This is a genomic window from Micromonospora citrea, from assembly GCF_049629545.1.
Classification (GTDB): domain Bacteria; phylum Actinomycetota; class Actinomycetes; order Mycobacteriales; family Micromonosporaceae; genus Micromonospora; species Micromonospora citrea_A.
This window is the reverse complement of record NZ_JBNADX010000016.1, coordinates 1-18,858: the sequence shown is the minus strand read 5'-3', so window position 1 is coordinate 18,858 and position 18,858 is coordinate 1. Positions and strand designations below refer to the sequence as shown.

General features: G+C 73.9%; 16 protein-coding genes and 1 riboswitch. Of the genes, 9 read left to right on the top strand and 7 right to left on the bottom strand.

Going from position 1 to position 18,858, the window contains the following annotated elements; genetic code table 11:
* Positions 1-25: 25 nt before the first annotated feature.
* Together ACPFP2_RS18070 and ACPFP2_RS18065 are read left to right on the top strand one after the other, a co-directional pair.
* Positions 26-865 carry an SDR family NAD(P)-dependent oxidoreductase gene (locus ACPFP2_RS18070; RefSeq protein ID WP_424090344.1) on the top strand — a complete coding sequence of 280 codons (840 nt, stop codon included), beginning with the start codon at positions 26-28 and terminating at the stop codon, positions 863-865.
* 10 nt (positions 866-875) lie between these two features.
* Positions 876-1,967, top strand: a complete 1,092-nt coding sequence (locus tag ACPFP2_RS18065) for a PLP-dependent cysteine synthase family protein (RefSeq protein ID WP_424090343.1) — start codon at positions 876-878, stop codon at positions 1,965-1,967.
* 9 nt (positions 1,968-1,976) lie between these two features.
* On the opposite strand, the gene ACPFP2_RS18060 is transcribed toward ACPFP2_RS18065, so the two are convergent.
* The 6 genes from ACPFP2_RS18060 to ACPFP2_RS18035 all read right to left on the bottom strand — a co-directional run bounded on the left by ACPFP2_RS18060 (position 1,977) and on the right by ACPFP2_RS18035 (position 9,688).
* The gene (locus ACPFP2_RS18060) at positions 1,977-2,276 is read right to left on the bottom strand and encodes a hypothetical protein (RefSeq protein WP_424090342.1); all 300 of its coding nucleotides are present in this window, start codon (positions 2,274-2,276) and stop codon (positions 1,977-1,979) included.
* Entirely contained in the window at positions 2,269-2,778 is a 510-nt protein-coding gene (locus ACPFP2_RS18055) for a DUF6232 family protein (RefSeq protein WP_424090341.1), read from the bottom strand. Before ACPFP2_RS18055 ends, ACPFP2_RS18060 begins: the two co-directional genes overlap by 8 nt.
* 406 nt (positions 2,779-3,184) lie before the next feature.
* Positions 3,185-3,805, bottom strand: coding sequence for a putative glycolipid-binding domain-containing protein (locus tag ACPFP2_RS18050; protein ID WP_424090340.1), 621 nt, complete (start codon positions 3,803-3,805; stop codon positions 3,185-3,187).
* A 99-nt stretch (positions 3,806-3,904) separates the two neighbouring features.
* Positions 3,905-6,007: a DEAD/DEAH box helicase gene (locus ACPFP2_RS18045; protein WP_424090339.1), complete on the bottom strand. Its 2,103-nt coding sequence runs from the start codon at positions 6,005-6,007 to the stop codon at positions 3,905-3,907.
* 207 nt (positions 6,008-6,214) lie between these two features.
* Complete coding sequence (locus ACPFP2_RS18040; RefSeq protein ID WP_424090338.1) at positions 6,215-7,978, bottom strand: hypothetical protein; 1,764 nt, start codon at positions 7,976-7,978, stop codon at positions 6,215-6,217.
* 135 nt (positions 7,979-8,113) lie between these two features.
* On the bottom strand, positions 8,114-9,688 hold the full coding sequence (locus ACPFP2_RS18035) for an NlpC/P60 family protein (RefSeq protein ID WP_424090337.1): 1,575 nt from the start codon (positions 9,686-9,688) through the stop codon (positions 8,114-8,116).
* A 240-nt stretch (positions 9,689-9,928) separates the two neighbouring features.
* On the opposite strand from ACPFP2_RS18035, the gene mqnE reads away from it, so the two are divergent.
* The 3 genes from mqnE to ACPFP2_RS18020 are packed head-to-tail and all read left to right on the top strand — an operon-like array spanning position 9,929 to position 11,914.
* On the top strand, positions 9,929-11,098 hold the full coding sequence (gene mqnE, locus ACPFP2_RS18030) for an aminofutalosine synthase MqnE (protein ID WP_424090336.1): 1,170 nt from the start codon (positions 9,929-9,931) through the stop codon (positions 11,096-11,098).
* Between the two features lie 41 nt (positions 11,099-11,139).
* Positions 11,140-11,562, top strand: coding sequence for a hypothetical protein (locus tag ACPFP2_RS18025; protein WP_424090335.1), 423 nt, complete (start codon positions 11,140-11,142; stop codon positions 11,560-11,562).
* 46 nt (positions 11,563-11,608) lie between these two features.
* On the top strand, positions 11,609-11,914 hold the full coding sequence (locus tag ACPFP2_RS18020; RefSeq protein WP_424090334.1) for a DUF4229 domain-containing protein: 306 nt from the start codon (positions 11,609-11,611) through the stop codon (positions 11,912-11,914).
* Between the two features lie 53 nt (positions 11,915-11,967).
* Here the strand turns inward: ACPFP2_RS18020 and ACPFP2_RS18015 are convergent, their stop codons facing one another.
* Positions 11,968-13,308: a C39 family peptidase gene (locus ACPFP2_RS18015; protein WP_424090333.1), complete on the bottom strand. Its 1,341-nt coding sequence runs from the start codon at positions 13,306-13,308 to the stop codon at positions 11,968-11,970.
* Between the two features lie 205 nt (positions 13,309-13,513).
* Between ACPFP2_RS18015 and ACPFP2_RS18010 the strand changes: the two genes are divergently transcribed.
* From ACPFP2_RS18010 to ACPFP2_RS17995, 4 genes are all read left to right on the top strand, one after another.
* A complete protein-coding gene (locus ACPFP2_RS18010) occupies positions 13,514-15,385 on the top strand; it encodes a M14 family zinc carboxypeptidase (RefSeq protein WP_424090332.1) in 1,872 nt (623 codons plus the stop codon).
* A 108-nt stretch (positions 15,386-15,493) separates the two neighbouring features.
* Positions 15,494-15,556, top strand: a riboswitch (cobalamin riboswitch).
* Between the two features lie 111 nt (positions 15,557-15,667).
* Complete coding sequence (locus tag ACPFP2_RS18005; protein WP_424090331.1) at positions 15,668-16,606, top strand: ABC transporter substrate-binding protein; 939 nt, start codon at positions 15,668-15,670, stop codon at positions 16,604-16,606.
* 370 nt (positions 16,607-16,976) lie between these two features.
* A complete protein-coding gene (locus ACPFP2_RS18000; RefSeq protein ID WP_424090468.1) occupies positions 16,977-18,005 on the top strand; it encodes a FecCD family ABC transporter permease in 1,029 nt (342 codons plus the stop codon).
* Between the two features lie 71 nt (positions 18,006-18,076).
* On the top strand, positions 18,077-18,847 hold the full coding sequence (locus ACPFP2_RS17995; protein WP_424090467.1) for an ABC transporter ATP-binding protein: 771 nt from the start codon (positions 18,077-18,079) through the stop codon (positions 18,845-18,847).
* Positions 18,848-18,858 lie beyond the last annotated feature (11 nt).

Here is an 18,858-nt window from a genome sequence, read left to right as displayed (position 1 = left end):
GCGCGGCGGGCGGTACGGTGCGCCGATGAGGACGCCGGCGGCCGGTACCGCCGTGGTGACCGGGGCGGCGGGCGGGCTCGGCCGGGCCGTCGCCGCCGCCCTGCACGCCGACGGGTGGACGGTCCTCCTCAACGACCTGGACGCCGACGCGGTCGCCACCGCCGCCGGGCCGCTCGGCGGCTGGTCCCGCGCCCTCGACGTACGCGACGAGGCGGCCTGTGCCGAGGTCGCCGCCGAGGCGGCCGGCCGGGGCGGGCTCGACCTCTGGGTCAACAACGCCGGCGTCCTGGAGACCGGCGCGTCCTGGACGCACGACGCGGCCACCCGACACCGGCTGGTCGAGGTCAACGCCCTCGGGGCGATGAACGGCACCCTCGCCGCCCTCGACGTGATGCGGGCCCAGGGGCGCGGGCACGTGCTCAACGTCGTCTCGCTCGCCGGACTGATCGCCGCGCCCGGCGAGACCGTCTACGCGGCCAGCAAGCACGCGCTGCTGGCGTTCAGCCTCGGCACCCTCGCCGACCTGCGGATGGCCGGGCTCCGGGGCGTACACGTGTCGTGCCTGTGCCCGGACGGGATCTGGACGCCGATGCTGCACGACCGGCTGGACGACCCCGGAGCCCTGGCCTCCTTCACCGGGACGCTGCTCACGCCGGAGCGGGTGGCCGCGCGGGCCGTCCGGCTGGCCCGCCGCCCCCGCCCTGTGGTCAGCGTGCCGCGCTGGCGCGGCGCCCAGGTACGGCTGCTGGACACCTTCCCCCGGCTGGCGCTCGCGCTGACCCCGGTGGTCCGGGCCGCCGGTCGGGCCGGGCAGCGCCGGCAGCGGCGCCGGGTCGGGCCGGACCCGAGCGGACGTCACTTGTAACGTTGCCGGCGTGACTCATCTCGACCGGTGTGACGAGGCCAGCCGGACGTGGGTGACCGAGGCGATCGCCACGGTCGAGGCGGACGCGAACCGCTCCGCCGACACCCACCTGCTGCCGTTCCCGCTGCCCCGGGAGTGGGGGATCGACCTGTACCTCAAGGACGAGTCGGTGCACCCCACCGGCTCGCTGAAGCACCGGCTGGCCCGCTCGCTCTTTCTCTACGGGCTCTGCAACGGTTGGATCGGCCCGGAGACCACGATCATCGAGGCGTCCTCGGGCTCGACGGCCGTATCCGAGGCGTACTTCGCCCGGATGCTCGGGCTGCCGTTCGTCGCCGTGATGCCCGCGACGACCTCACCGGAGAAGATCGCCCAGATCGAGTTCCAGGGCGGGCGCTGCCACCTCGTCCAGGACCCGGCCAAGGTGGTCGTCGAGGCGCGCTGGCTCGCCGAGGACAGCGGCGGGCACTTCATGGACCAGTTCACCTACGCCGAGCGGGCCACCGACTGGCGGGGCAACAACAACATCGCCGAGTCGATCTACGCGCAGCTCTCCCTCGAACGGCATCCGATCCCGGCCTGGATCGTGGTGGGCGCCGGCACCGGCGGCACCAGCGCCACCATCGGCCGGTACGCCCGCTACCGCCGGCTGCCCACCAAGCTCTGCGTGGTCGACCCGGAGAACTCGGCGTTCTACCCCGCCTGGCAGGCCGCCGACTGGTCCGTGCGCACCGGTCGCGGTTCCCGGATCGAGGGGATCGGCCGGCCCAGCGTCGAGCCGTCCTTCCTGCCCTCCGTGGTGGACCGGATGACCGCCGTGCCCGACGCCGCCTCGCTGGCCGCCATGCGCGCCGGCTCGGCCGTCCTCGGCCGGCGCGTCGGCGGCTCCACCGGAACGAACCTGTGGGGCGCGTTCGGCCTGATCGCCGAGATGCTGGCCGCCGGGCGGACCGGCTCGGTGGTCACCCTGATCTGCGACGCCGGTGACCGCTACGTCCCCACGTACTACGACGACGGGTGGGTGACCGGGCAGGGGCTCGACCTCGCCCCGCACCTGGCCACCGTCGAGCGTTTCCTCAGCACCGGGGCCTGGCCGGCCTGAGCGGCGCCGTCACTCCAGCGAACGCACGATCAGCTGCGCGGCCGTGCCGGCGGCCGTCGCCCGCACGACCGGGCCGAGGCCCCTGCGCACCGCCTGCCTCAGGTTGGTGAGCCGGCCTTTCTCCCGGTTCACCTGGGCGGCGGCGGCATCGGGGTCGACGACGTTTCCCCGGGCGTCGACGAAACCGTTCGCCTGAAGTGCGGAAATCAGCCGGGTCAGTTCCTCGGCGGCGTCCCGACCGACTATCTTCGCGATCTGCACCTGCCCGCCGTACATGTTTATCTGGTCGCCGTCGAAGTGGTCACCCACCGCGCACCACCTTTCCTATCTGAATACCGTCGCCCTTCATGTTGATCTCGTCGCCGAAGACCAGTTTGCGGTTGTCGATGTTCTGCACGATCTCCCGGGCCGGCGGATTCTCGATGGCGTTGGCGATGAGGCCCACCAGGTGGTCGATCATCGCGCCGTCGGTGCTCACCAGCGCGGCGCTGGGCGCCCCGGTGGTCTCCAGCACGAGGGCGTACTGGGTTGCCCGGGTGGCGATGCGGAACGCCGTCCAGCCACTGTGGACCGCCAGCCCCAACGGAATCAGCGAGGCGAACACGATGACTCCCGTCGGCGCGTCGGCCTGCCCGGCGCAGCAGAGCAGCACCAGCCAGCCGACGAGCCAGGCGACGGTCCGGCCGATGGCACGGGTGACCCCGGCCCGGTCGGGCTCGGAGACCAGGGACCGCACACGAGCGATGGTGCGGAGCTGGTAGACGTCGCTCCCGATCCACAGGGTCGCGCGGTTGACCCGGATCTGGGTCACACCGGAATGGTCTGCCAAGTCGGTACCCTCCTCTACGCGGCCCGGTCGGAGTTTTCGGCCGGGCGTCTTTCGGCGGGTCCACGACGCTCACGTGAATGAGCGGCACGGAAATTGTTGACGCGAACCATACTCCGGAATCGGATCCGAGTCCCACGGGCGGGACCTGTCGGTATTGCGACAGGAATCGTTGGTGGATGGAACTTCCACGCGCATTCCACCGGTCAATGAAACGATCGGCGACAATTGGCGGATCATCCGTGCATGCGGGCGTCGTCCGGCCGAGGGCGGGCGGGGACGGACGGGGCGGGCGCTCGGCCGACCGGTGGCGGTCACCGACCGGCGGGCCGTCTGTTCCGGGGCAGGCCCGCATCGCCGCCCTCCGCCGAACGGACGGGCGTCGAGCGACTCAGCCGGCGTCGATTCGCTCGGCCAGGCCCGGATACCGCGTCACGAAGCCGTCGCCGTCCACCGTCAGCTCCGCCCGGAAGGTGTCGCTGGCGAAGCCCACCCGGCCCGGCCCGAGCGCGGTGTAGACCTGCTCGGCGGCGATCACCTCCAGGCTCGGCACCAACACCCAGGCCACGGTGATCCGGTGCTCGGTGCTGGCCGCCGCGCCCGCCAGCCCCAGCCGGCGCACCGGCAGCGCGTTGAACAGCGGTGAACCACTCAGGTCGACGTCGACCGCGTCGTACAGCCGGTCCGGGTCGTCCGTGCCGGCAAGGCCGGCCGGCGGGTGCCCGGCGGCCCGCAGCACCGCGTCCAGGTCACCCTGCTCGCCGGTGGTCACCCGCCACCCGTCCGCGCTCCGCTCCAGCCGGACCCGCCGCGACCAGCCGGCGCCCTCGGCCTCCACCTCCAGGGTGGAGGTGGACCCGTCCGCGTCGACGGCCAGCCGATAGCGGCAGGTGCAGGCGACGGGGTCTACGGCGAGCAGCGTGCCGTGCGCGGTGAGCCCCGGACCGTCGGCGAGCACGACGTGCTCCGCGCCCGCGCCGTCCGTCCGGCTCCAGAAGAGTGATCTCGGCATGGTCCGGACGTTACGCCACCCCGCCCGCGCCGGCAGCGCATGCGGAAACGCCGCCGGGGAGCGTGGGCTCCGCGACGGCGTTCCGGGTGGTCGGATGGATCAGTGGGTACGCGCCGCCGGCCGGCCGCCGAAGCCACGCCGGTCGTCACGCGGGCGGTCGTCGCGGCCCCGCCCCTCCGGGCGGAACCCGCCCCGGCGGTCGGCGCCGCGCTGCTCGCCGCCGAAGCGACGCTCACCCTGGGGCCGCTCGCCGAAACGCTGCTCGCCCCGGGCGTGATCGCCGTAGCGCCGCTCCCCGGCCGGACGGTCACCGAAGCCGCGCTGGCCCCGGTCACCGAAGGAACGGTCACCGGCCGGCCGGTCGCCCCGGCTGTCGTGACGCCGGTCGCCGTAGCCACGCTCGCCGAAGCTCCGCTCCCCGGCCGGCCGGTCGCCGTAGCGGCGCTCGCCGGTCGGACGGTCGCCGAAGCTCCGCTCGCCGGTCGGCCGGTCGCCGTAGCGGCGCTCGCCCTGCGGCGCGTCGCCCCGCTCGGCGTAGGAACGCCCGCCGGTCGGCCGGTCGCCGTAGGAGCGCCCGCCCGACGGCCGGTCGCCCCGGTCACCGAAGCGCTCGCCCCGGTCGCCGGTCGGGCGGTCACCGAAGCGCCGCTCGCCGCCGTAGCCGCGCTCGCGGTCGCCGCGCTCGGCGAAGGTCCGCTCGCCGGTCGGCCGATCGCCGTAGCGGCGCTCGGACCGGTCACCGTACGACCGGTCGCCGGTCGGGCGGTCGGCGTAGCGCCGCTCGCCGTAGCCGGCCCGGCCGTCGCGGTCGCCGTAGCGGCGCTCGCCGGTCGGCCGGTCACCGAAGCGGCGGCCACCGGAGCGGCGCGGCTCCGGCTCGTCGCGGACCGGCACGCCGCTCGGCTCGCGGGCGCCGGTCAGCTCGGCCAGCGCCGGGTCACCGACCCGGACCCGGGTCTGCTCCGGCTCGACGCCGGCCTTCTCCATCATCGCCAGCGTGGTCCGGCGCTGCTTCGGCAGCACCAGGGTCGCCACCGCGCCCGACTCGCCGGCCCGGGCGGTACGACCCGCGCGGTGCAGGTAGTCCTTCGGGTCCTTCGGCGGGTCGACGTGCAGCACCAGGGAGACCCCGTCGACGTGGATGCCGCGGGCCGCCACGTCGGTGGCGACCAGCACGTTCATCCGGCCCTCGCGGAACTCGGCGAGGGTCTTGGTACGCATCCGCTGGGTCTTGCCGCCGTGCAGCCCACCGGCCCGGACGCCCACCGCGGCGAGTTGCTCCACCAACCGGTCGACGCCGAGCTGGGTACGCGCGAAGAGCATCGTCCGGCCGGAGCGGGCCGCGATCGAGGCCGCCACCGCGAACTTGTCGTGCGGCGGGATCAGCAGCAGGTGGTGGTCCATGGTGGACACCGAGGCGGTCGACGGCGCGGTGGAATGGGTCACCGGGTCGGTCATGAACCGCTTGACAAGCGAGTCCACGTCGCCGTCCAGGGTGGCCGAGAAGAGCAGCCGCTGGGCGTCCGCCGGCGTCTTCGCCAGCAGCTCGGTCACCTCGGGCAGGAAGCCCATGTCGGCCATCTGGTCGGCCTCGTCGAGCACGGTGACCTCGACGTCGTCCAGGACGCAGACGCCCCGGTCGATCAGGTCGCCGAGCCGGCCCGGGGTGGCCACGACGATCTCCACGCCGCGCCGCAGCGCGTCGATCTGCCGGTCGTACGGCACTCCGCCGACGGCGGTCTTGAGGAAGATCCCGACGGCCTTGCCGAGCGGCATGAGGGCGTCGTTGACCTGCATGGCGAGTTCCCGGGTGGGAACCAGCACCAGGGCTCGCGGGTGCAGCGGCCGGGCCCGGTTGCGCTCGGCGAGCCGGGCGATGATCGGCAGGCCGAAGGCGAGGGTCTTGCCGGAGCCGGTCTGGCCCCGGCCGAGCACGTCCCGGCCGGCCAGGGCGTCGGGCAGCGTGGCCCGCTGGATCTCGAACGGGGTGGTGATGCCCTGCCGGGCGAGCGCGTCGACCAGCGGACGGGGCAGCCCCAGGTCGGCGAAGTCGACGTCGACGGCCGGAGCGGCCTCGTCGGCAGGGGTGGTCTCGACGGCCGTGGCGGCCTCGTCGGCCGGAGCGGCCGGGGTGTCCACGGCGTGCTCGAGCGGGAGGTCGAGGACGGACGGAATGGTGCCGGGGTCAGCGGAGGTGGTCAAGAAATACCCTTCGAGCGGGGCGCATCTTCGCGATGGCCCGCTGCGGCTCAACGCCGCCGAATCGCCCGCAAGATCGCCCATGGGCGCGCACCACGCGCGCCAGGTCAGTGATCCTCACCAGTGTACGGCGACCGGGGGAGACCGCCAGTCGGCCACGATCGGGTAGTGGGCGGGCTCACCCCGCCCGGCGGGACGTCCCGCCTCCGCTCACTTCGTGAGCACGTTGCCGACCAGCCCGTCCATGGCGTCACCGGCCAGCAGGACGACCAGCACGCTGATCGCCACCAGCAGACCGAGGGACGCGGCGAGGACGACCACCACCCGGGCGGTGCGGGACTTCTCCGTCGCCGGCGTCTCCGACCAGCCCTGGGCCAGGATGTGCCCGGTCAGCGACCCGGAGTTCTCCAGCGGGTTGTTGGCCGGGAAGGAGACGGTGGCGAAGCCCGGCCCGTCGGTGCCGCCGTAGGCGGTGCTGGCCAGGTCCGGTCCGCCCCGGTACGGCGTGCCGGGGCGGCCGGGGACGCCGGCCGGCGGCGCGGCCGGGGACGGGCTGCCCACTCCCGTTGCCCACTGCGGGGCCGGCGCGGCGGCGCGGGCCGAGCCGGGCGGGGCGACCGGGAAGGCCGTGGTCGGCGGCGTGACGGGCGGTGCCGACACGGACGGGGGGAAGGCCGTGGTCGGCGGCGTGACCGGCGGGGCGGAGACGGGCCGGGCGACCGGGAAGGCCGTGGTCGGCGGGGCCGACACGGGCGGGGTGACCGGCGGGGCCGACACCGGCGGGGTGACCGGTGGAGCCGGGACGGACGCGGCTGCCCGGACCGGCTGGTTCGGGAGCGGCGGAAGACCGGCTGGCGGAGAGGAGATCGGCGCGGCGCTCCCGGGCGCGGACGAGATGGGCGGGGAGGAAACCGGCGCGGCGATCCCCGGCGGCGAGGAGATGGGCGTGGCGCTGCCGGGTGGCGCGGAGATGGGCGCGGCGCTGCCGGGTGGCGCGGAGACCGGGGCGGTGGCCCGGGCCAGCGGGCCACCCGCCGGCGCCGTGCCGGCGAGCCCACCCGTGCCGGCGACCCCGACCGCGCCGGCGGATCCGAACGGCCGGTCCGGGCCGGTGGCGCCGGGCATTGCCGGTGGCGGCGGGAACGGTGGCGCCGGCATCGGCCCCGGCGGCGGCGGAGGCGGCGGCACCGCAGGCCCGGGCGGGGGCACCGGCGGCCCGGGGACGGGGGGCACCGGCCCCGGCGGGGGCGACGGGCGCGGTCCCGGCGGCGGGCCGGGCAGCGGTGGCACCGGCGAGGGGAAGGGCCCGGGCGTCGGCGGTGGGCTCGGCACGGGCGTGGGAGCCGGCTCGGGCGTGGGGACCGGCTCCGGTGCCGGGGCCGGTTCCGGCTCGGGCGTCGGCGGGGTGGGCGGCTGGGCCGGCTCCGGGGGCTGGGCGGGCTCGGGCGGCTCCGGGTTCACCGGCGCGGAGCGGTAGACCGTGGCCGCGCCCCCGGCCCGGGCGATCGCGTCGGCCCCCGCGTCCCCGGCCGAGATCCGGCTCGGCCCCGGCACGCTGGCGCTGGCCCGCGCGGTCGCGGTGCGCTGCCCGGGCACCACCGCGTCGCCCGTGGCAGCCGGGGCGCTGCCGGACGCCGCGCCCGGACCGGCGTCGGCCGGGGCGGGACGTGCCGGGGAGTGGCCGTCGGCGGTGCCGGGCGAGCCGGCCCGGTAGGTGGTGCCGGAGGCGGTGGCCGTCGGCAGTGCTCCCTCCGGCGGGGCGGTGGCGGTGGCGACGCTGGCCCGGGCGCGGGCCGGCGCGCCGGCGGGAAGCCCCGGGGTGGCCCCGGTCGGGCCGGTCAGGGCCGCCGAGGCCGCGTCGTCGCGTACCGGTGCGTCGACAGCGGACGGTGCCGGCAGGGTGGCCCGGCCGGCGGCGGATTCGGGCACGGATCCGCGGTCGACCGTCTCCGCCGGAACCTCTTGCTCGCCCATGCTCGCCCTCCGCGCCGCGCTCGCACCCGGATCCGTGGCTCGGACCGGATGTGCCTGGATGTCACGGTGCCACATTCCACCCCGCCGGCACAGCCGGAGTGCGTACCGGGCGGGAGTCGGCGTGGCCGCCGCAGGTCAGGAGCCGGTGCTCGCGGAGGCCGACGCCGAGGTGCTGGTCTCCGGGGCCAGGCTGCTCGGCGCGGTGCTCGGCTGCGCGCTGCTGGCGGCGGTGCTCGGCGAGACGGAACTCGTCGGGCTCGCGGAGACGGATTCGGACGGGGTCGGGGCCGTCGACTCCGACGGGGTCGGCTCCGGCGACGGGCTCTCCGACGGCGGCGTGGTCGGCCGGGTCGGCTGCGGCGACGGCGCCTTGGTCGAGGTCGGCGAGGGCTTCGGCGCCGGGGTGGTCGGCTTGGGCGACGCCGAGCCGGTCGGCTTCGGGGCCGGCGTGGTCGGCTTCGGTGCCGGGGTGGCCGGCGCGGGCACCGCACCGACGACCCGGGTGGCCGCGTAGAGGCCGGACCAGCGCACCGTGGAGATCTTGACGACGTCGCCGGTACGCGGGGCCTGCACCATCTTGCCGCCGCCGATGTACATCCCCATGTGGTGGATCGTCGTCCAGCTGCTGCCGGAGGCGAAGAAGAGCAGGTCGCCGGGGAGGAGTGCGCTGCGGTCCACCGTCCGGGAGCGGGTGGCGTAGTACTGGTCGCGGGAGACCCGGGGCAGGTCGTAGTAGCCGGCCGACCGGTACGCGGCCCAGATCAGGCCGGAGCAGTCGAACCGGTTCGGCCCCTCGGCGGCCCAGAGGTACGGGTCGCCGAGCTGCGCCAGCGCGTACCGGACGGCGGCCAGGGCCTGCGGGCTGGCGATCAGGCCGGTGGCGCTCTGCCCCTCGACGTACGCGGCGCCCAGCTTCTGCTCGGCGGCCTCCTGCTGCCGCTCCAGCTCGATGACCTGGGCCTGGTTGTCCGCCCGGAGCTTGACCAGCTTGCGCTCGTTGTCCCGCCGAGCCTTCTCCACCGCGGTGTACTGCTCGCCGGCCCGGCGGACCCGGTCCTGGGCGGCGGTGACGGCCTGGGTGGCGACCTGCTCCGCCGTCCGGGCGCGGGTCAGCTCGCCGGCGGCGGCGGTGGTCGCCCCGTCGGCCTGCTCGCCCCGCGAGAGTCGCTGGAGCACGCTGAGCCCGTGCAGGTCCTCGGCGAACTCGCCGGGGGGCAGCGCGGCGGCGGCCTTGACGGCGTCCGCCGCCACGGCGTCGGCGCGCTGCTGGGCCCGGGTCAGGGCCTCCCGGGTCAGGCTCAGCTCCCGCTCGGCGGCGGTGAGCTGCGTCTGCGCGTCGGTGCGCTGCTGCCGGAGCCCGAGCAGCTGGTCGCCGAGCTGGCCGAGCTGCACCTCCAGGGCGCTGATCTGGGCCAGCAGCGGGCTCGCCGCGACGCCGCCGACCGGCAGCGTGGTGGGCGTGCCGCCGGGCAGGCCGGCGGCGGGTTGGCCGGGCATCCCGCCGGGCAGCTGGAGGCCGCCGGAGACGACCGGGCGCGAGCCGGTGTCCGGCACGGTGTTCGGCAGCGGCGGTTCGGCGTACACGGGGGTGGCGAGAGCCATCGCGGCGACGGCGCCGAGCAGGGCGGACCAGAGCCGGGGACGCAGCACCGGCGAGATCACCGGGCTCCTGCGTCGTCGCTGCTGTCGCCCGTACCCGCTGTCGACCATTCCGCTCCCCGTCCGGCCTGCCGTGCCGCGCACGGTGGGCGCGGCGGAACGGGACGGTACCAGTGTGTGTTCCGCCCCACCCTGTCTTACCGCACGCCGGCAACGATGTCGATGTGTAGGCGGGTCACGGAAGGCTGGGAGTCCGGTGAACTACGTCGCTGCCGGTGCCCGTCCTGCCGGGTCGTCGCCGGGCCGACGTAGGCTCGACCGGGACCGCAGGTGGAAGGGACGTGGCTTTCGATGGACGCCGGACTCAAGCGTGAGCTCGAAGCGAAGGTGTACGCCGGGGAGCGGCTGACCCGTTCCGACGGGATCGCCCTCTACGACAGCGACGACCTGGCCTGGCTGGGGCGGCTGGCGCACCACCGCCGTACCGAGCTGAACGGCGACCGGGTGATGTTCAACGTCAACCGGCACCTGAACCTGACCAACGTCTGTTCCGCCTCGTGCGCGTACTGCTCGTTCCAGCGCAAGCCGGGCGAGAAGGACGCGTACACGATGCGCATCGACGAGGCGGTCCGCAAGGCCAAGGAGATGGAGGACGAGCAGCTCACCGAGCTGCACATCGTCAACGGCCTGCACCCGACGCTGCCCTGGCGCTACTACCCCAAGGTGCTCAGCGAGCTGAAGGCGGCGCTGCCGAAGGTCAAGCTCAAGGCGTTCACCGCGACCGAGGTGCAGTGGTTCGAGAAGATCAGCGGGCTGAGCGCGGACGAGATCCTCGACGAGCTGATGGACGCCGGCCTGGAGTCGCTGACCGGCGGTGGCGCGGAGATCTTCGACTGGGAGGTCCGGCAGCACATCGTCGACCACGCCTGCCACTGGGAGGACTGGTCGCGGATCCACCGGCTGGCCCACGCCAAGGGCATGAAGACGCCGTCGACCATGCTGTACGGCCACATCGAGGAGCCCCGGCACCGGGTCGACCACGTGCTGCGGCTGCGTGAACTCCAGGACGAGACCGGCGGTTTCGCGGTCTTCATCCCGCTGCGCTACCAGCACGACTTCGTCGACTCGGCGGACGGCAAGATCCGTAACCGGATCCAGGCGCGGACGACGATGGCCTCGCCGGCGGAGTCGCTGAAGACCTTCGCGGTCTCCCGGCTGCTCTTCGACAACGTGCCGCACGTGAAGTGCTTCTGGGTGATGCACGGGCTCTCGGTGGCCCAGCTCTCGCTGAACTTCGGCGTGGACGACCTGGACGGCTCGGTCGTGGAATACAAGATCACCCACGACGCCGACTCGTACGGCACCCCGAACACGATGCACCGGGACGACCTGCTGCACCTGATCTGGGACGCCGGTTTCCGTCCGGTCGAGCGCAACACCCGCTACGAGGTCGTCAAGGAGTACGACGCGGCTCCGTCGCTGGCGGAGCGCCGCGCCGAGCCGCAGCAGGTCTGGGCCTGAGCCCGGCCGTATCCTCACAGGACCATGACCGGACGGGCGCGATGACCGAGCAGCGGGCCGGGTTCCCCCGGCGGGACGCCGATGGCCGCATCCTCACCCTGGGTGACCTGCTCGGGGTGAGCCTCGCCGGCTGGGTGATCGGGATGCTGGCGCTGGTGCTCTTCGACTGGGGCTTCGCCACGGTCGGCGCCGGCGAGTTCGGTCGTACCAACGGCTGGCTCGCGGTCATCCTGCCCGCCTGGCTGTTCTGGGACGACTTCCGCGCCTGGGAGTTCGGTGCGGCCCGGGTGGTGGCGGCGCTGGTCGCCGGTGTGGTCGCGGTGGTCGGTGGCCTGCTGGTGGCCGGCCTGGTCGGCGGCCTGCCGCCGCTGGCCACCGGCGGCCTGGCGGCGGTCGCCTTCACCCTGCTGTACGCGCTGCTCTGGTTCCAGGGCGTGCACTGGCTGGCCCGGCGGACGGGCTGAACCAACCGCCCGGGGCACCTCGGGGCGTGGAGATCGGAGTGGGAACGTGAGCGCGGCGGCAAAGTACACGCTGGGCCGGATCGGGCTGTTCGTCGTCGTCCTGCTGGCTCTCCTGCCGGTCGAGATGAACATCTTCCTGAAGCTGATGGTGGCGCTGGCGTTCTCCGCGGCGGCGTCGTTCTTCCTGCTGCGCGGCTGGCGGGACGCGATGGCCGAGGAGATGGCCGCGGCGGCGGAGCGCCGCCGGGCGGAGAAGGAGCGGCTCCGCTCCGCCCTGGCCGGCGACGACCAGCCCTCGACCGACCAGCCGTCGACGGACCGGCCCTCGACCGATCCGACCGACCGGCCGTGACCACGCCGGTCGTCGCCGCGCGACGACCGGCGTGACCGTTGCCGGAGAGCCGGCTACCAGTTGGTGGAGCCCGGGACCACCGGCCACGGCCGGTCGGCCGGCTTGATCAGGTACGCGATGCCGCCGGAGCCGCCGGCCACCGTGCCGTTGGCCCGGTACCGCTTGGTGCGCAGCCAGACCTGCTCGAACTGCTCGCGCTGGTAGACGTTGCGCACCTCGGCGTTCGACGACGACGCCGGGTCGTTGACGATCACGTCCCCGTCGGCGGTGAAGCCGACCACCACGAACAGGTGCCCGGCGGTGCCGTAGTTCGAGCCGTCCAGTTCGTCGGCGAGGAAGGACTGCGAGGTGACGACCGGGATCCCGGCCTTGATGAAGCGTTCCACCTCGTCGAGGGAGTGCAGCCGGGTGACCCGCGCGTCGATGCCGGGGAAGCTGGCGGCGTACGCGGTGTTGAACGGCCAGTTGCCGGCGCCTTCGTACTCGTGGTCCCAGGTCATCCGGGCGGCGTGGGCGACCTGCGGGTCGGTGTAGCCGGGGGTGACCCAGGACAGGTCCTCGGCCGACGGGCCCCGGCCGTGGTACTCCAGCACCATCGTCGTGGAGGTCGGGCTGCACCAGACCTGGCCGCCGCCGCCCCACTCGGGGTAGTTGCCCCGGTGGATCATCTGGGAGCGGGCCGGCACGGCCAGCTCGGTGCCCCAGGCGATCCCGCCCCGGCTGGGGGTGACGGTGAACCGGTCGGGCACGTTCGAACTCATCGCGCCGAGCATCCGGACCCGGGGCGAGGCCGTCTGCCCGGGCGCGCGGTAGAGGGTCAGCCGGAGCTGGTACGACCGCAGCAGCACCCCGGCGGCCGCGTCGTCGATGGCGAAGGTGTCGGTCCAGACGCTGGACCAGGGGTCGCCCTGGCCGTCGAGGGTGGCCCGCTTGACGTCCTGGTCGCCGGAGGCCCAGCGGCCCAGCACGTACCAGGGGGTGTGTGCGCCCGTGTTGTAGGCGCCCTGGAGTTCGACCTGGAGCCAGGTGCCGGCCGGGGTGTCGGCGTTCCAGGAGGCGACCAGTTCGGTGGCGTCGAAGCCGATCCGGGTGACCGGGGAGGTCCAGGTGGCGTACTCCCAGGTCCGGGTGACGCCGGTGTGCTCGTCGGTGAACTCGGTGGTCCCGGCGGGACGGCCGATGGTGATGCCGGCGCGGTGGCCGGGGACGGCGTGGGTGCCCTGGTGGCTGCCGCCACGCCACTCGGGGTGGCGGGACCACTCCTGGAAGGTGATCTGCTCGTCGTGCGCCACCACCGGCAGGCCGTTGTCGGCCTGGGCGGGTACGGCGGTGCCGAGCAGGGTGAGCGCGGCGACGCCCAGCAGGGCGACGGTACGCAGGGACGTGCTGGCCATGGCAACTCCGCGAGGTGAGGAATCGTTGCCGTTCACTGTCCCGCTTGGAGGGAAGTTCCGCCAGATGTCGAGCGATGGAAAATAATTGCCGAAAGGAGGATCAGGCTGAGATGGATCAACGCAATGATGGATGTTGATATGACCATGTGAGTCCTGGTGAAGTGTGCGGACAACGGGATCTCCCCGTACCCCGAGGAGGTTGTCCATGGCCCTCCGCACGTCCCCACTCCGCCGCCGGCTGGCGCTGGCCGTCGCCGTCGGGCTCGGCCTCGTCACCGTCACCACCGGACCGGTCGCCGCGCGACCGGCCGCCGACCCGGAACCCGCCGCCGTCGGCTACCGGGTGATCGGGCCGCGTACCCTCGCCGATCGCGACGCCGTCGCCCGCACCGGCGCGGCCATCGACTACATCGAGCACGGCAAGCTGTACATCTCGGCCACCCGGGCCGAGGCGGCGGCGATCACCCGGCTCGGCTTCCGGCTCGAGAAGGAGGCGACGCCGACCGCGGATCCGCACGACCACGGCGACGTCGGCACGCTCGACTTCCCGTCCGCCGACTCCAACTACCACAACTACGCCGAGTTGACCGCGGCGGTGAACAAGGTGGTCGCCGACCACCCGTCGATCGCCCGGAAGATCAGCATCGGCAGCTCGTACGAGGGCCGCGACCTGATGGCGGTGAAGATCTCCGACAACGTCGGCACCGACGAGAACGAACCGGAGATCCTCTTCAACTCCCAGCAGCACGCCCGCGAGCACCTGACCGTCGAGATGGCGGTCTACCTGCTCAACCTCTTCACCGACGGCTACGGCACCGACTCCCGGGTCACCAACGCCGTCAACTCCCGGGAGATCTGGATCGTGCCGACGGTCAACCCGGACGGCAGCGAGTACGACATCGCCACCGGCTCGTACCGCTCCTGGCGGAAGAACCGGCAGCCCAACAGCGGCTCGTCGTACGTCGGCACCGACCTGAACCGGAACTGGTCGTACCAGTGGGGCTGCTGCGGCGGCTCGTCCGGCTCCACCTCGTCGGACACCTACCGCGGCCCGTCCGCGTTCTCCGCACCGGAGACCCAGGCGCTGCGCAACTTCGTCAACAGCCGGGTCGTCGGCGGGACGCAGCAGATCAAGGCCAACATCGACTTCCACACCTACTCGCAGCTGGTGCTCTGGCCGTTCGGCTACACCTACAGCAACACCACCACCGGGATGAGCGCCGACCAGTACAACACCTTCGCCACGCTGGGCCAGCAGATGGCGAACACCAACGGCTACACCCCGCAGCAGTCCAGCGACCTCTACATCACCGACGGTGACAGCATCGACTGGATGTGGGGAGCGCACGGCATCTGGGCGTACACCTTCGAGATGTACCCCGGCTCGGCCTCCGGCGGCGGCTTCTACCCGCCCGACGAGGTCATCTCCCGGGAGACCTCCCGCAACAAGGACGCGGTCCTGCTGCTGTCCGAGTACGCCGACTGCCCGTACCGGGTGATCGGCAAGCAGTCCCAGTACTGCGGCGGCGGTGGCGGCGGCACCACGGTCTGGTCGGACACCTTCGAGACGGCCACCGGCTGGACCACCAACCCGGCCGGGACGGACACCGCCACCACCGGGGCGTGGGAGCGGGGCGCCGCCCAGGCGACCAACTCCTCCGGCGCCAAGCAGCTCACCCCGTACGCGGGCAGCAACGACCTGGTCACCGGTCGGCTCGCCGGCACCGGGGCGGGCGACCACGACATCGACGGCGGGGCGACCAGTGCCCGGTCCCCGGCAGTGACCCTGCCCTCGACCGGGACGCTCACCCTCTCCCTGGCCTGGTACCTGGCGCACGGGTCCAACGCGTCGTCGGCCGACTACCTGCGGGTCAGCGTGGTCCACAACGGCGGCACCACCACACTGCTCAACCAGGCCGGGGCCGCCACCGACCGGGACGCCGCCTGGGCGGTGTCGAACCTCGACCTGAGCCCGTACGCCGGGCAGTCGGTGCGGATCCTCATCGAGGCGGCGGACGCCTCCGGGGCCAGCCTGGTCGAGGCGGCTGTGGACAACGTCACCATCACCAGTTCGTGAACCGAGGTGGGGCCCCGTACCGAGCCCCCGACGGGGCCCCACCACCCTCCCGTCCGGACGATCTCCGCTGGTCGTGCGCTACCGTGACACCGATCAGCCCGCAGCGAAGCCGGTGCGAAACCGGCGCTGTCCCGCAACTGTGATGCCCCGCCCCGGCGGGGACGAGCCAGGTCGCCTGCGGACCGGTCGCGACACGCGCTCTCGAGGAAGGGCGCCTCGCGGACGGGCCTGCACGCGGTCCCTGTCGGCGAAGCACCACACTCCTCGACCGACAGGAGGACCATGACCCGCCGTACCCCCCGGCTGCTCGCCGCCACCCTCGCGGTGGCCGCGCTGACCCTCGGCGCCTGCGCCGAGAAGACCTCGAACGACACCCCCGCCGCCGGCAGCAGCTCGGCGGCCGCCACCTTCCCGGTCACCGTCGGCAAGCTGACGTTGGAGAAGCGACCGGAGAAGATCGTCTCGCTCTCGCCGACCGCGACCGAGATGCTCTTCGCCATCGGTGCCGGTAAGCAGGTCACCGCCGTCGACGACAACTCCAACCACCCGCCCGAGGCGCCGAAGAGCGACCTCTCCGGCTTCCAGCCGAACGCCGAGGCGATCGCCGCGAAGACGCCCGACCTGGTGGTGCTCTCCAACGACACCAACAAGATCGTCGACCAGCTCACCACGCTGAAGATCCCGGTGCTGCTCACCCCGGCTGCGGCCACGCTGGAGGACTCCTACCGGCAGATCACCGACCTGGGCGCGCTGACCGGCCACCCGGCCGAGGCGGCCGACGTCAACCGGCGGATGAAGGACGACATCGCCAAGCTGGTCAAGGACCTGCCGCAGCGGTCGAAGAAGCTGACCTACTACCACGAGCTGGGCCCGGAGCTGTACACCGCCACCAGCAAGACCTTCATCGGCTCGATCTACGCCCTCGCGGGCCTGGAGAACATCGCCGACGCCTCCGACACCGACGGCAAGGCGGGCGGCTACCCGCAGCTCAGCCAGGAGGTCATCGTCAAGGCGAACCCCGACTTCGTCTTCCTCGCCGACACCAAGTGCTGCCAGCAGAGCCCGGAGACGGTCAAGGCACGCGCCGGCTGGGCCGACGTCACCGCGGTGAAGAACAACCAGGTGGTGACCCTCGACGACGACATCGCGTCCCGCTGGGGCCCGCGCGTGGTCGACCAGCTCCGCACCATCGTCGACGCGGTCGCCAAGGTGCCCGCGTGACCCTCCGCCGTCCGTGAGGGTGCGACCCACGGAACCCCGGCCGGCCGGGACGCCCGACGCGTCCCGGCCTGCCGGTGTGCCCGGACCCGGCCCGGCTGCCGACACGCCTGACGCGCCCGGCCCGGCTTCCGCGGTGCCCGCCGTGCCCGAGGCACCCGTCGCGCCCGTCGCGCCCGTCGCGCCCGACCGGTCCGACCGGTCCGACCGGTCCGACCGGTCCGAGCGGTCCGAGCGGTCCGAGCGGTCCGAGCGGTCCGAGCGGTCCGAGGGCGCGAAGGTCGACGCCGGGTCCGCCGCCACGGCGGGCCGCCGGTCGCCGGCCCGCTCCGGATTCCGACCGGTCGCCGGTGGTACGGGCCGACCGGCCGGGCTGCGCAAGCGGTGGCTCGCCGCCGGCGTGCTGGCGGTGCTGGTCGCCCTGCTCGCCGGGGTGTCCCTCGGCCCGGTAAGCCTGCCGCCCGGCAGCGTCGCCGTCGAACTGCTGAACCTGCTGCCCGGCGTGCACCTCGACAGTGGGCTGACCGCCGGCGAGACCGCCATCGTCACCCAGCTCCGGTTGCCCCGGGTCGTGCTCGGCCTGCTGGTCGGCGGGCTGCTCGCCCTGGCCGGCGGGGCGTACCAGGGGGTGTTCCGCAACCCGCTGGCCGACCCGTACCTGCTGGGTGTGGCGGCCGGGGCGGGGCTGGCGGTCACCGCGGTGATCGCGCTCGGTGGGGCGATGGACCCGCTGGTCGGGCTGCCGCTGACCGTGCCGCTGGCCGCCTTCGTCGGCTCGCTCGGCGCGGTCGCCATGACGTACCTGCTCGGGGCGGCCGGTGGGCGCAGCCGGTCCCCGGCGACGCTGATCCTGGCCGGGGTGGCCGTCTCGGCGTTCCTCTCCGCCGGGCAGACCTACCTGCTGCAACGGCACTCCGACAGCATCCAGCAGGTGTACGCCTGGCTGCTCGGCCGGCTCGCCACGGCCGGCTGGCACGACGTGCTGCTGGTGCTGCCGTACTTCGTGCTCACCGCGGTCGTGGTGCTGCTGCACCGTCGGGAACTGGACGTGCTCTCCCTCGGCGACGACGAGGCTGCCAGCCTCGGTCTGCACCCGCAGCGCTCCCGCTACCTGCTGATCGCCGCCGCCTCGCTCGGCACCGCCGCGGCGGTCTCCGCCTCCGGGCTGATCGGCTTCGTCGGGATCATCGTGCCGCACACCGTACGGCTGCTCGCCGGGTCGAGCTACCGGGTCATCCTGCCGCTGTCGATGCTCTTCGGCGGCGCGTTCCTGGCGCTGACCGACGTGGTCGCCCGGACCGCCGCCGCCCCGGCCGAGATCCCGATCGGCGTGGTCACCGCGCTGCTCGGCGGTCCGTTCTTCGTCCTGGTGCTGCGTACGGCCCGTCGGGTGCTGTCGTGAGCGCGCGCAGTGGGCCCACACCCGTGCGTCCGACGGTCGCGACCGGGGAGAGCCGCGTGGACGCGGCCGCGATCGAGGTCCGCGACCTGCACGTCACGCTGGGCGGGGCGGCTATCCTGGCCGGCGTCGACCTGACCGTGGCGACCGGCGAGTGGGTCACCGTGATCGGCCCGAACGGCGCCGGCAAGTCGACCCTGCTGCGCGCCGTCGGCGGCCTGCTGGCCACCGGGCCCGCCGTCTCCCTCTCCGGTACGCCCCTGCGGTCGATGCGCCCCCGCGAGCGCGCCCGGGTGGTGGCCACCGTGGCGCAGTCCCCGGCGGTGCCGGCCGGCATGTCTGTCCTCGACTACGTGCTGCTCGGCCGTACCCCGTACATCCCGCCGCTGGGCCGGGAGTCGGCCGCCGACCTGGCCGTCGTGCACGAGGTGCTGGACCGGCTGGACCTGGCCGCCTTCCACGGCCGGGAGCTGGCCACCCTCTCCGGCGGGGAGCGGCAGCGCGTCTTCCTGGCCCGGGCGCTCGCCCAGGGCGCCACCCTGCTGCTGCTGGACGAGCCGACCAGCGCCCTGGACATCGGCCACCAGCAGGAGGTGCTGGAGCTGGTCGACCAGCTCCGCCGCGAGCACGGCCTGACCGTGCTCGCCACCATGCACGACCTCTCCATCGCCGGCGAGTACGCCGACCGCCTGGTGCTGGTGCTGCTCGCCGACGGCCGGGTCGTCGCCGACGGCCCGCCGACCGAGGTGCTCACCGAGGACCTGCTCGCCACCCACTACCGCGCCCGGGTCCGGGTCATCCCCGGCGACCACGGCCCCCTCGTCGTCCCCGTCCGCCCCCACTGACCCCCACCCCA

What these genes read in the sequence shown, in the direction of transcription:
- ACPFP2_RS18035 (WP_424090337.1), bottom strand. Translation starts at nt 9,688, where the DNA reads ATGGTCGACAGCGGGTACGGGCGACAGCAGCGACGACGCAGGAGCCCG.
- mqnE (WP_424090336.1), top strand. Translation starts at nt 9,929, where the DNA reads ATGGACGCCGGACTCAAGCGTGAGCTCGAAGCGAAGGTGTACGCCGGG.
- ACPFP2_RS18025 (WP_424090335.1), top strand. Translation starts at nt 11,140, where the DNA reads ATGACCGAGCAGCGGGCCGGGTTCCCCCGGCGGGACGCCGATGGCCGC.
- ACPFP2_RS18040 (WP_424090338.1), bottom strand. Translation starts at nt 7,978, where the DNA reads ATGGGCGAGCAAGAGGTTCCGGCGGAGACGGTCGACCGCGGATCCGTG.
- ACPFP2_RS18005 (WP_424090331.1), top strand. Translation starts at nt 15,668, where the DNA reads ATGACCCGCCGTACCCCCCGGCTGCTCGCCGCCACCCTCGCGGTGGCC.
- ACPFP2_RS18010 (WP_424090332.1), top strand. Translation starts at nt 13,514, where the DNA reads ATGGCCCTCCGCACGTCCCCACTCCGCCGCCGGCTGGCGCTGGCCGTC.
- ACPFP2_RS18070 (WP_424090344.1), top strand. Translation starts at nt 26, where the DNA reads ATGAGGACGCCGGCGGCCGGTACCGCCGTGGTGACCGGGGCGGCGGGC.
- ACPFP2_RS18050 (WP_424090340.1), bottom strand. Translation starts at nt 3,805, where the DNA reads ATGCCGAGATCACTCTTCTGGAGCCGGACGGACGGCGCGGGCGCGGAG.
- ACPFP2_RS18015 (WP_424090333.1), bottom strand. Translation starts at nt 13,308, where the DNA reads ATGGCCAGCACGTCCCTGCGTACCGTCGCCCTGCTGGGCGTCGCCGCG.